Below are 12253 nucleotides of genomic sequence, written 5' to 3'. Positions count from 1 at the left end.
AAGTGGGGGAGAGATCAACAGGAGAACACGTCGGAGTCGTTGGATGGGATCATCACGAAATGCGCAGCGAACCACGAGCGTATGCGGTGGCCTGCAGCTCGATGAGGTCGGGGACGAAACGTGACAGCAGTGCGGGTGTGTAGTCGGCTCGCAGGCGGATCACGACCGAATGCTGCCCGTCCGCATCGGCGCTGAGCTCCACATTGTGCAGCCCCTGCGGGGTCGGCACCGCGGCGATATAGCGACTGGCGGCCCGTTTCGCCGCAGGGGGTGAGAACACGAGCCCGGGCTCACTGCCGGGAGCCGGTTCGAACGAGTCGGAGGCGGCCAGTCCCGCAGAATCCGCCACGCTCTGCAGTTCCCGTCTGGTCATGTGCAGATCCGTCAGCGCTGCGATGAGGAAGGTCAGAAGCAGGGCGATGACGACGAAGCCGATCGCCAGTGGAGTGATCGACCCTTCATCGGCGTGGACCCGGTGCTGCTTTTGCGCCATCTCAGGCCTCACCCGCGGTGGCGACGACATCGGTGTGGGTGGCACGAAGAGTGATGTGCGGGGCATGCTTGGTGCCGAAGAGGAGCGGGAACCCAGGCAGAGACACCTTCGTCTCGACTCGTGCGGTGATGAGGGAACCTGCCTGTCCACAGGGTCCAGAGCATGAGTAGTCGATGGTGATGGGAACACCGGTGAGTCCGAAATCGGTGAAATGCATGTCGGCAACCTGGTGGGCCCTGCGTTCAGAGGGGTCGGCATCGCGGGCGGCGATCCGGGAGGCCGAGATCGCTGTCGACGTGGTGGCATAGCTGGCGGCCTGGAGCTGGGAGATCGCGAGCATGAGATAGACGACGGGGATGAGCAGCACGATCGAGGCGAAGATGAATTCGATGACGGCCGTGCCCGCATCGGAGGGCTCCTCCGGCATCTGCGCGTGAGTCTCAGTCACTGTCGACGTCCTCAGCGATGGACCGTCCGCTCAGATCCCACACCTCGGCGGGGCCCCACAGGCCGAGGACGGGCAACGGCGTTCGCACCCTGACCTTGACGACGTCGACCTGCCCGCGCTTCACCGTTGTGACGATGATCGACTGAGCGTAGCGCTCGCCGACAGACACGGTGATGAGCTCGGAAGTCAGGCGTTTGCCGTCGGCCATTGACTGATCGGCGAGGCTGGCTTGGCGGGCACCAGCGATGGCCGAATCGATGACGGTGTTGCGGACGTGGATGACCAGACCGATCTGCAGGGTTCCGGCCAGTACAAGGGCCAGGAGCGAACCGATGAGGGCGAACTCGGCGATCGCGGAACCGGAATCAGCCCGGGCCTCGCGCGCCTGGTGACTCACCCGGCGCCCCTGACCTTGTTCATGGCGTCCTGGAACATCGAGGTGAAGGCTTCGCCGGCCAACGCCCACAAGGCGACGACCAAACCTGCTGTCATCAACGTGATGAGGACCCAGCCGGGAACGTCACCGCGGTCCGGTCGGTCACCTCGGCGCTCGCCTTGGTGGTCCGGGTCTTCAGTTGAGAGGCCGATGACGAACACAGCGAATCGGTTCATCAGGTGGTGGAACACGGTGTCTCCTTCTGCGGTGCAATCGGTTTGCGGGGTGATCAGATGGTGAGGCGATCAGACGGTGGCAGGACCGGGCTGAGAGCGCGTCGGCTCAGGTCATGGACTCAGGTCGAGGACGGTGAGTGAGGGAAAGACGGCGAAGATGACGGTCACCGGCAGCACGAAGACGACCACAGGCACTAACATTCCGATCTCCTTCTTCCCCGACAGCTCGAGCAGACGACGGCGCGACTGTTCCCGCACATCGGCAGCTTGGGCACGGAGGACCTCCGCCAGCGGGGTTCCGCGGGTCATCGACACGGCCAGTCCGTCGACGAACTGAACGATCTCGGGGATGGCGATCCTGGTGGCCATCGAGTCGAGTGCATCGACGAGCGGTGTCCCGGTTCTCGTCGTCGCCAGGGCTGTGCGCAGCTCATCGACCAGGTCTCCCGAACAAGTGCGGCACACCCGTTCGAGTGCTTCGACGATTCCCTCACCAGCGGTGATGGACAGTGCAAGGAGTTCGGCGACGGTGGGGAACTCTGCGAGGACACGCGACTCGTGACGGGCGATGGCTTGGCTCAGGCGCCAGTCGTTGGCGATGTGTCCGGCGATGCCACCGCTGATGATGAGAACGAGGGTGACAACGGGGGAGAAGCCGCGGTGTGCCGAGAGCAGTCCGGCCACGCATCCGGCGGCGATCATTCCGGCCAGAATGCTCAGAACCTGATTGATTCGGAAGCGTTCCAGAGACGCACCCCCGCCGAGGCGGTTGATCCGCAGGCTCAATGTTGCGTCGGTGGTGATCCGGGATGTCACCCACATGGTGGCGCCGAACGTGGCGGACTTGAGCAGTCCCAGCAGCCCCTCCTTGCGGGGAGTCGGCGGAGCGTAGATATCGACCAATGATTCCTGATCACGCAGATACGGTGCGATGCGAGATGACAGCGTTGGTCGGCGCAGAGGCGGCAGGGAGAGGACGAAGACGCAGAGCGCGAGCCCGTTGAAAGCCCCGAGGGCAAGGATTGTGAGCGGATCGGTCAGCGCGCTCACAGCACCTCACTGCCCTCGGCCGAGCGGCGGAACGACGATGAGGACAGGGACGATCCTTCAATGACACGCGGCTCTTGCGGGAGCCTGCCGATCCGCTTCATCGCCTGATATGCCAGCAGCGAAACGACGAATCCGGAGGCGAGGAGAAGCAGACCGGTCTGGGAGTTGTAGGCAGCCGCTGTCTCTGGCCGGGTCGACAGGAACGCGAGCACCACCCAGGGAGCGGCCACCGCCAGACGGGCACCGTTGACCGTCCACTGCTGCCGGGCGGAGAGTTCATTGCGGGTGCGTGCGTCGTCGCGGACGAATTGGGCGAGTGCTCGCAGCATCGTGCCGAGGTCACTTCCGCCGACCTGCCTGGTCACGCTGAGTGCGACGACGATCCGGTCGGCCACAGGGTCGGCGCTGACCTGGCGGAAGCGTTCGAGTGCGATGGCGAATGAACCGCTGGCTCGATATTCCTCGGCGAAGACCTCGAACAGCGGTCGCAGCGGTTCGGGCCCGCGGTGGGCCAGCGAACTCAGGGCCTCGGGCAGCGACAGGCCGGCGCGCACACCGGAATTGAGATGGTCGAGGGTCTCGGGCCACAGTTCGCGGCGCATCACGTGTTTGCTCCGAGCACGATGTTGGAGCAGTCTGTGCGGCAACCATGAGGCGAAGAGACCGAAGCACAGAGCGATCGCCCAGGAACCGGTGAGGACGGTGGCGACGACGCTGATGATGATAAAGACGGCGATCGAGATCAAGATCAGGTGGCCCGGGTGCAGCCGTGGGAAGCCGGCCCCGGTGAGCATGTCGTCGAGTTCGCGTACCCATCGTCGCTGCACCCGTCTTTTCGACTGTCTCTGCCACAGCGATATCCACAGCAGAAAGAGACCGGCGCCGAAACACGCGCCGATGAGAAGGCTGAATTGGGAATAGCTCATGCGGCTTCCAGAATGGAATGGAGATCCTTGCCGATGGCGGAGAATCGTTCGCCGAGGTGGCCGAACCCCTGTCCGCGGACCAGTTGTCCCTGCGGCGAATGGAAGATCGTGTCGAGTTCGACGACGTCGCCTTCGACGCCACCGGGGACGGCGCAGATCTCACTGACGAGACGGGTCCCATTCGCATCACGTCGCAGGTGGACGACCACGTCGATGCTCACTGCCACGGTGGGGACGACGAAAGACGAGGAGATGTTCGCCCCGGCGAGAAGCGGCAGAGTGCAGATCTTCGTGATCGCGGCGCGAGCAGAATTCGCGTGGATCGTTCCCATGCCGGGCAGGCCGGAGTTCAAGGCCACGAGCAGGTCGAGGCTCTCGGCCTCACGGACCTCCCCGACGATTATGCGGGTCGGTCGCATGCGCAGAGCTTCCTTGACCAGTGAGCGCAGGGTGACCTCGCCGGTACCCTCAAGAGACGGTTGGCGGCACTGCATCGGAACCCAGTCGCGGCTGGGCAGGTTGAGTTCGAAGACCTCTTCACAGGAGATGATGCGCTCTCGGGCGGGAATGGAACCGGCCAGAGCATTGAGCATGGTGGTCTTGCCGGCCTGAGTTGCTCCGGAGACTAAGATATTCGCACCGCTGGCCACTGCCGCATCAAGGAATCTGGCGGACGCCGGTGTCAGGGATCCCTGGGCGACGAGGCCGGCGAGGTTCCGCGGGCGCTGAATGAATTTCCGAATGTTGACCGCAGGAAAGGAACGGGTGATGTCGGGCAGGACGACATGCAGTCGGGAGCCGTCGGGAAGCATTGCATCGACGAAAGGCTGTGACAAGTCGACCCTACGACCCGAGGTGCGCAGCATTCTCTCGATGAGATCATCGAGTTCACCTGCGGTCAGTTTCGTCGTCGTCAGCTGATGGAGTCCGTCGATGGCGATGAAGACTTCACTGGGGGAGTTGACCCAGATCTCTTCCACCCGGGGGTCATCGAAATAGTCCTGCAGCGCACCGAAGCCCGAAAGCTGGTTGTCGATCGAACGAAACGTGGCTTCCTTGTCTTCCAAGGGCGGAAGATCCGCGACCAGGCTGCGTTCGTCGTACTCAGAGATGACAGTGCGAATGACCTCTCGCGAGCGTTGCATATCGGCGCGAGGGTCCACATCGAGGTCTCTGATCCTCTTATGAACTTCGCTCTTGATGACCTCGGTGGCTTCCACATTGAACCCCTGGCGTCCAGAATACGAATCATGTTTCTAACAGCTGGATTTGTTTTTAACCTATATGTAGTCGAATCAAGAATCCAGTGATTCTCCGAATCTGTGGATAACTGTCTTCGTGACATGGAAATGTCATACCTGTAGTTTCAGCACGAAGATTTCGAATCGACTCGTCACTGCATTCGCATTGCACATTCCCGTAAACCGGTATAGATTCTCATCACTGTTGCAGTGGCTTTCCGCTCAGGCCTCGCGCACTACGGACCGCGTCACCGGCGGGATGACTTGATCTCCTGCTGGTGACGCTCATTGATCTCCTGCCGGTGGTGCTGAATTGCGTCGGTGCCCACCGGATCCCGCGCCGAGGTGGTGCGACATGACGTACCTCCTCGGCGCCGGTCGTCGGTGGCGGTCAGGGGTGAAGGGCAGGGACGAGGATTCAAGCCTGAGGGCCGCGATGCACTAGGCTGGACTCATTATGGCCATTGATTATTCTGCTGAAATCGCCAACCTCCGTCAGACCTACAAGGCGATCCTGGATGTGTCTGATCTGGACAACCTTCGCTCCGAGGTCGCCGAGATGACGGAGCAGGCATCGGCGCCGTCCTTCTGGGACGATCCGGACTCGGCTCAGAAGATCTCGGCCACGCTGTCGCACAAGCAGGGAACCCTGGAGAAGCTCGAGAAGTTCGGTGAACGCATCGACGATGCCGAGCTCCTCATCGAGATGTCCGAGGACGAGGGCGATGAGGACTCGAAGGTCGAAGCCGAGCGTGACCTCAAGAAGCTTCACGACCAGTTGGCCGAGCTCGAGATCTCGACGCTGCTCAACCACGAATACGACGAGCGTTCGGCCGTTGTGACTGTGCGCTCCGGCGCCGGCGGCGACGACGCCACCGACTGGGCGCAGATGCTCATCCGCATGTACATCCGCTGGGGCGAGAACCGCGGGTACAACGTGCAGCAGCTCGACACCTCCTACGCTGAGGGCGCGGGCATCAAGTCCGCCACGATCCAGGTCAATGCTCCCTACGCTTATGGAACCTTGTCTGTTGAGGCAGGCACCCACCGTCTTGTGCGCATCAGTCCCTTCGACAACCAGGGACGTCGCCAGACTTCCTTCGCCGCTGTCGAGGTTGTGCCGCTCATCGAATCCACCGACCACGTCGAAATCGATGAGAACGACCTGCGCATCGATGTCTACCGGTCATCGGGTCCCGGCGGTCAGTCCGTGAACACGACCGACTCGGCCGTGCGCATCACGCACGAGCCCACCGGTGTTGTCGTGAGCATGCAGAATGAGAAGTCCCAGATCCAGAACCGCGAAGCCGCGATGCGCGTGCTGCAGTCACGCCTCCTTGACCTCAAGCGTAAGGAAGAAGCAGCGCAGAAGAAGGAACTGGCCGGTGACATCAAGGCCAGCTGGGGTGACCAGATGCGCTCCTACGTCACCCACCCGTACCAGATGGTCAAGGACCTGCGCACAGGTTACGAGGTCAACAACCCCTCGAACGTCTTCGACGGTGACCTCGACGGCCTCATCGAAGCCGGAATCCGCTGGCGCAAGGAGCAGGAGATGGCCGAAGAGGCTTCCTGACCTTCGCAGGCGAGAGCCTGCCCCGAACGAGATGTGGGCGTGCGGTCGGTTCCTTTCGGGAATCGACCGCACGCCCACACTCATCTGCCCGGGATGGGCAGCTTCACCAGCGGCGGTGAACTTCTTCAGCCCAGCCGAAGACCTTCTCAACCGGGTACGCACGACCGCTGAGTGACCATACCGTGCCAGAGAAGTAGCCGAAGGCCTGATCCTCTCGGCTGCTGACGACCTTCTTGTCGAATTCGGAATGGCGATGATATTCGGGAGTGAACTGCAGGTCGACTCGTTCGCCCTTGATCGTCCAGGGAGCCATCCAATTCTCGGTGTCATACGTCCACTCGAGCTCTTCGCTGATCTTCTCGATCTGACCGCCCAGGCGCAGCGCATTCTCTGTCGATGGGGTTCCTGCAGTCCACTTGGCACCGAACTGCAGGCCGATTTCCTCACCGTTCGTCATACCGCTGCCTGAGGCCCAGTTCCACAGGGTTTCGTATGGCCATTTCCCGCGCCCGTGGTCCATGGTCGCCGTCGTCGTCTTCTCATCCAGCAGGTAGGTGACACCATTGGCTCGAACACGTCCGCTCGCGGTCAGGCAATTGTCCTTGCGGGTGTACTGGAAACGCCGTTTGCTCCACGGAACCAGGACGCCCATCGACTGATGATCATCTGGAATGCTCACTTCCACCTCGGCGTTCACATGTGCTGTCGCGACGTTGAGCATCATCGCCTGATCACCGGGCGTGACCGAGATGTCGATGTCCTTCTTGCCCGAGTGGATCGGCTGAGTGCCCCATGGTGCGCGTGAGGTCGGATTGGACCTGAACCAGTCCATGCTGCCTGCTGTCGTCTCCGTCTGTGTTGTTCTGTCGAGGAAGAACAGGGACGTAGCGGACTTGTAGTCTGTATCCGAAATGGAGAAGGCGAGGATCATCTCCGGCGATACGATGCACCAGTAGTCGAATCTCTTCCGACGGCCCCAGCCCTTGAGGTTAGCCCTGTGCAGCGGGAACCGACTCCATCCGACGGCCGCTTCGTTGAGCGTGCCGTCACTGAGGCACATGTCGACGGGCTCGTGCAGTTCTTTCTCCATGTGTATCCCTTGCTCTGGTTCAATCGTGGTGCGGTGCGTGTGGTTCGACTGGGGGTCGTGGCTCGACTCGGGGCTGGTGCAGACAGGGCTCTGGTGCAGGCAGCGCTCTGCTGCAGACAGGGAGGTCTCGAAGCGTCGAGTATCAGGCCTTCGCGCTCTTCATCTCCTGGAGCTCCTTGAGGATCTGCGGATACTGTTTGTCGAGCTTGAAGAAGTAGAGGAGCACTGCCATGAGAATGCTGACGAGCGACGGCACCCAGATGAAGAGATTCGAGATCATCGTCACCGATTCCGCAGACTGTGTTGCCTGGTCTCCTGCATACCCACTTGCCGCGAGTCCCCAGCCGATGAGGGCGCTTCCCAGGCCGGTGCCGACCTTGATCCCCATGCTCGCCCCGCTGTAGATAAGCCCTTCGATGCGGACGCCTGTCTTCCATTCGCCGTATTCCATGGTGTCGGCGAGCATGGCGAAGATGACGCCCATGATCGCGGCTTTGCCGATTCCCCGGACGACCTGTCCGATGACGACGACGGCAGTGCTGTCGGGTACTAAGAAGATGATCAGAGACCCGACGACGGCGATCAGGCAGCCGACGATCGCGGTATTGCGCTTGCCGAATCGACGAGTGATGGGCACGACGATGAGCATGCCGCCCAAAGTGGCAAGGGTGAGCGCAGTGGCGACAAGCCCGACCAGCGCAGGCGATCCGAGTACATACTCGGAGTAGTAGATCGCGACTCCGGCGGTGATCGCATTGTAGATGTACATCAGCAGCAGGACGAGGGTCGCGATGAACCAGTATTTGTTGCGCACCAGCGAGATCAGACTGGCTTTGACGGTTGGGCGGTCCTTGTCCTGTTTGGTGCCGACAGGATCCGTGCGTTCCTTCGTGGACCAGAACGTGAAGAAATACGTGGCCGCGGCGATGAGCCCGAAGAGGATGAATGCGTAGATCCAGCCGGACTGGCCTCCGCCGAAGAAGTCGACGATCGGCAGCGTGATGTTCGTGATTGCGATGATGGCGACATAGGCGCCGACCATCTTCGCTACGTTGAGCACCGAGCGCTGGTGCTGGTCGTAGGTCATCAGCGCGCCAAGCGTGCCGTGGGGGATCTCCACAGCTGTGTAGACGAGGAGTGCAATGTTGTAGGTGATGATGATGTAGATGATCTGGGTGGTTGTGCTGGCATCGGGGACCGCGAAGAGTGCCGTGGCGACGACTGCAAATGGCAGTGCCATCCATAGGAGCCACGGTCGAGCCTTGCCGAAGCGAGTGCGCGTTTTGTCGAGGACGACGCCCATCACCACATCACTCGCCCCGTCGACGAGTCGAGAGAAGAGGAAGATGGTGCCGATCAGCCCCGCGGCGACGCCGACGACGTCGGTGTAGAAATACACGAGGAAGGTTGAAATCCCGGTCCAGACGACGTTATTGGCTCCACCGGCCATTCCATAGCCGAGTTTCTCGACGAAACCAGGCTTCTCGAGATCGCGCTGCTTGATCGGGTTGGCGGTGCTGTTCACAGGCATGAGCTTCCTTGGTCATTCCGGGCATCAGAAGGCTCTGACTTCTGACGCGCTGTTCGGCGGGGTGCCGTTCACTTTCCACACGAGGCGATTCACTGTTGCGAAGCCAGGCGTGCAGATTTGAGCACAGGCGGAGAGGCGATGGGCCCCAACAAAGGTGCTCTGTATGAAGATCTAAGCAGACCTACGCGCGTATTGCAACGTGGAAATAAATGGGCAGAAGTAGCGAAGATGGGGAGAGCTGCTGCTGACGAACGGTGTCAGTGAGGTCGCGAAATCAGTCAGTATCAGACGGGCAGAGCCGATCCGTGTGAGAAGCACAGGGTCCCGATCTGGGACGTGAGTGCTTAGCTCGCAGCGCCCGCTGTCGATTCGCGGATCATCAGGCGGTGAGGTGCTACGCGGCCGACCGGAGCCTCCGAGGAGCCCTGGATGCGCTTATGCACTGCTTCAACGGCGAACCGCGCGATTGCATTCATGTCGGGCGCAACTGTCGTGAGCGTTGGGGCGGAATATCCGCCTTCCGGGGTGTTGTCCCAGCCGGTGACAGCGATGTCGCTCGGTACCTTCACATCGGCTTCCCTGAGCGCACGAAGCAGGCCGATGGCCAGAAGATCGTTCGCGCATACAACTGCATCGATCTGAGTTGTTTGGTGCAGGAGCAGAATCTGCTGAGCACGGGAGTAGCCCTCCTCGCGGGAATAGTCGCTTTCTGCGCCGACTGCTTCGGCAATATCGGCCTGTGGAGCGGCGCCGATGATCAGCTCTGGGTTCTCGTCTATCTCAGCGGTGGCGAGGGCACGGCGGTAGCCTTCGAATCGCAGATCTCCGGTGCCGAGGGTACCTTCGGTGAGGTAGCCGAGGAAGGCGATTCGGCGGTGCCCGAGTGAAATGAGGTGTTCGGTCGCTTCGCGGGTCGATTCGACATTGTCGGCGGTGACATGGTCGATTCTGGGATCGAGCGTGTGCTCCCCGAGCAGGACGAGCGGTGTGTCGTCGCGCGCAGCCAGAATTGAGTCGACAGGCAGCGTCAGGGGGCTGAAGATGATGCCATCCGTCTGGATGCTCTGGTAACCGCGAGCAACCTGTTCTTCCTTGTCAGGCAGGCCGCGTGTCTCGTCGATCAATACTGTGTATTCATATGCCTTGGCCGCCTCAACGACGGCGTGTGCCAGGCTGGCGAAATAGGGGTGGTCGATGTACGGGATTGCGAGTGTGATGACATCGCTGCGCCCACTGCGCAAATGCCGAGCCGCCATCTGGGGTTTGTATCCCAGTTCGGCAATCGCATCCTCAACCTTTGCCTTAGTTTCCGGCCGCAGGTAGCGATGTCCGTGGATGACGTTGGAGACGGTGCGCCATGAGACTCCGGCCAGGGCGGCGACGTCCTTGATGCTGGGGCGGGGCTTGCCTCGTCTAGTCCCGGCCTCGTCTGTCATATAACCACTTCTCCGTGTCTGTTCCTCAAGCCATCATATTTCCACAGAACTCAGGCAAGCGGAAAACTTGGGGCCTCCGAAGGGGTGGGCGGCAGGTCTGGATGACACAGTGTCCAGCAGATGCACCGCCTCGGCGGCTGTGAACTTCCTCCAATGCGCAACACACGCCCTTAAGCCTCCCGGAACATGATGGAGCTGTTACGTACAGTGGAAGCGGCCGAGCCATCCGCGACATGATTGAAGACCCTCTTGATCAAATTCGACTCAGTTTCGAAGTCCTACGACGCACGCTCCCGCAGAGCACTCGACGACATCTCGTTCGAGGCCGAGCGTGGAGAATTCGTGTTCCTCGTCGGTGCTTCGGGCTCGGGTAAGTCCACGGTCATCCGCCTCATCCTGCGCGAAGAGGTCCCCAGCACCGGGCGCATCCACATCGCCGGAAAGTCGGTCGTGAAGATGCCCAGCTGGAAGGTGCCCTACCTGCGGCGGGGGATCGGCACAGTCTTCCAGGACTTCCGCCTGCTGCCGAACAAGACCGTCTTCGCCAACGTCGCCTTCGCCCTCCAGGTCATCGGCAAGTCTCGGGCGTCAATGTCGACCCTTGTCCCCGATGTGCTCGAGACCGTCGGACTGGCTGGCAAAGAGAAGCGCTACCCCAACGAACTCTCCGGCGGTGAGCAGCAGCGCGTGGCCATTGCCCGTGCCGTCGTCAACAAGCCGGGTATCCTGCTCGCCGATGAGCCCACAGGCAACCTCGACCCGACCACCAGCGCCGACATCATGTCGGTGCTTGAGAAGATCAACCGCAACGGCACCACAGTGCTCATGGCCACTCACGACGGAGAGATCGTCAACCGGATGCGAAAACGAGTCATCGAACTCTCCGAGGGGACAATCGTCCGCGACGTCGAAGAGGGCACGTACGGAGTCGCCTCATGAGGGCCGGATTCATCCTCTCCGAGGTCTGGTCAGGGCTGCGCAAGAACGTGTCCATGGTCCTGTCCGTGGTGCTCGTGACCTTTGTGTCCCTGCTCTTTGTCGGCGCCGCGATCTTGCTGCAGATGCAGGTGGGGCAGATGAAGGACTACTGGTACGACCGCGTCCAGGTCTCCGTCTTCCTGTGCCCACCCGACTCCGAAGCCACCAACTGCGTCGAAGGTGAAGCCACCGATACGCAGAAGAAGAATATCGAAGATCAGCTCAACAGCTCAGAGCTTGCCCCCTACGTCGACGAGGTCTACTTCGAAGACAAAGGTGAGGCCTTCGAACACTTCCAGGACCAGTTCAAGGGCACCAGCCTCGAAGGCACCGTTCCCGAAGACGAGATGAACGAGTCGTTCAGGGTCAAACTCCAGGACGCCGAGAAGTACGACATCATCAAAGAATCGTTCTCCTCGACCCAGGGCGTCGAGGAGGTCGTTGACCAGAACCAGCTCCTCGATCGCCTGTTCAGCGTCCTCAATATCGCCACCGTCGTGGCTGTCGCGATTGCCGGAATCATGCTGCTGTGCGCCATGCTGCTCATCGCCACGACCATCCGACTCTCCGCCTTTTCAAGGAGGCGCGAGACCGGAATCATGCGCCTGGTGGGTGCGTCGAACACCTTCATCCAGCTCCCGTTCCTGCTCGAAGGCGTCATCGCCTCGGCGATCGGTGCGACCCTGTCCGCCGGTGCACTGGGACTCCTCGTCCACTTCGGCGTCAGCGGCTGGCTGGAAGGGCAGGCGACGGGCTTCAGCCTGATCTCCGGAGTCAACGTCCTCATCGTTGCCCCGATTCTCATCGCCATCGGTGTGATCATGGCCGGTGCATCATCCCTGATCACTTTGAATAAGTACACGAAGGTCTGA

Annotated in this window: 13 protein-coding genes; 3 read left to right on the top strand and 10 right to left on the bottom strand. The window is 61.3% G+C overall.

Translation table 11 applies throughout. The annotated features are described in order from the left end of the window. Positions 1-52: 52 nt before the first annotated feature. The 7 genes from FO013_RS15550 to FO013_RS15520 all read right to left on the bottom strand — a co-directional run bounded on the left by FO013_RS15550 (position 53) and on the right by FO013_RS15520 (position 4749). On the bottom strand, positions 53-493 hold the full coding sequence (locus FO013_RS15550; RefSeq protein WP_186293153.1) for a pilus assembly protein TadG-related protein: 441 nt from the start codon (positions 491-493) through the stop codon (positions 53-55). Position 494: 1 nt separating this feature from the next. Then, positions 495-941 (bottom strand): hypothetical protein, encoded by a 447-nt coding sequence (locus tag FO013_RS15545; RefSeq protein WP_260848185.1) that lies wholly within the window; start codon positions 939-941, stop codon positions 495-497. After that, complete coding sequence (locus tag FO013_RS15540; RefSeq protein ID WP_143923466.1) at positions 934-1338, bottom strand: TadE/TadG family type IV pilus assembly protein; 405 nt, start codon at positions 1336-1338, stop codon at positions 934-936. The genes FO013_RS15545 and FO013_RS15540 overlap by 8 nt, the downstream gene beginning before the upstream one ends. Beyond that, positions 1335-1568 carry a hypothetical protein gene (locus FO013_RS15535; protein WP_260848184.1) on the bottom strand — a complete coding sequence of 78 codons (234 nt, stop codon included), beginning with the start codon at positions 1566-1568 and terminating at the stop codon, positions 1335-1337. The genes FO013_RS15540 and FO013_RS15535 overlap by 4 nt, the downstream gene beginning before the upstream one ends. Before the next feature lie 96 nt (positions 1569-1664). Next, a complete protein-coding gene (locus FO013_RS15530; protein WP_143923465.1) occupies positions 1665-2603 on the bottom strand; it encodes a type II secretion system F family protein in 939 nt (312 codons plus the stop codon). Further along, entirely contained in the window at positions 2600-3529 is a 930-nt protein-coding gene (locus FO013_RS15525; protein ID WP_143923464.1) for a type II secretion system F family protein, read from the bottom strand. Before FO013_RS15525 ends, FO013_RS15530 begins: the two co-directional genes overlap by 4 nt. Further along, on the bottom strand, positions 3526-4749 hold the full coding sequence (locus FO013_RS15520) for a TadA family conjugal transfer-associated ATPase (protein WP_143923463.1): 1224 nt from the start codon (positions 4747-4749) through the stop codon (positions 3526-3528). Before FO013_RS15520 ends, FO013_RS15525 begins: the two co-directional genes overlap by 4 nt. Before the next feature lie 478 nt (positions 4750-5227). Between FO013_RS15520 and prfB the strand changes: the two genes are divergently transcribed. After that, positions 5228-6346, top strand: a complete 1119-nt coding sequence (prfB, locus tag FO013_RS15515; RefSeq protein ID WP_143923462.1) for a peptide chain release factor 2 — start codon at positions 5228-5230, stop codon at positions 6344-6346. Positions 6347-6449: 103 nt separating this feature from the next. Here prfB and FO013_RS15510 read toward each other — a convergent pair whose 3' ends face one another. The 3 genes from FO013_RS15510 to FO013_RS15500 all read right to left on the bottom strand — a co-directional run bounded on the left by FO013_RS15510 (position 6450) and on the right by FO013_RS15500 (position 10403). Then, the gene (locus FO013_RS15510) at positions 6450-7436 is read right to left on the bottom strand and encodes a DUF2804 domain-containing protein (RefSeq protein ID WP_143923461.1); all 987 of its coding nucleotides are present in this window, start codon (positions 7434-7436) and stop codon (positions 6450-6452) included. A gap of 142 nt (positions 7437-7578) precedes the next feature. Then, on the bottom strand, positions 7579-8967 hold the full coding sequence (locus FO013_RS15505; protein WP_143923460.1) for an MFS transporter: 1389 nt from the start codon (positions 8965-8967) through the stop codon (positions 7579-7581). 344 nt (positions 8968-9311) lie between these two features. Beyond that, on the bottom strand, positions 9312-10403 hold the full coding sequence (locus tag FO013_RS15500; protein ID WP_143923459.1) for a LacI family DNA-binding transcriptional regulator: 1092 nt from the start codon (positions 10401-10403) through the stop codon (positions 9312-9314). 249 nt (positions 10404-10652) lie between these two features. On the opposite strand from FO013_RS15500, the gene ftsE reads away from it, so the two are divergent. Continuing rightward, complete coding sequence (gene ftsE, locus FO013_RS15495) at positions 10653-11342, top strand: cell division ATP-binding protein FtsE (protein WP_143923458.1); 690 nt, start codon at positions 10653-10655, stop codon at positions 11340-11342. Beyond that, on the top strand, positions 11339-12253 hold the full coding sequence (ftsX, locus tag FO013_RS15490; RefSeq protein ID WP_143923457.1) for a permease-like cell division protein FtsX: 915 nt from the start codon (positions 11339-11341) through the stop codon (positions 12251-12253). Before ftsE ends, ftsX begins: the two co-directional genes overlap by 4 nt.

This window comes from Brevibacterium aurantiacum (assembly GCF_007558825.1).
Classification (GTDB): domain Bacteria; phylum Actinomycetota; class Actinomycetes; order Actinomycetales; family Brevibacteriaceae; genus Brevibacterium; species Brevibacterium aurantiacum_A.
Note: the sequence above shows the minus strand (reverse complement) of the source record. Positions and strands in the feature narration are given on the sequence as shown.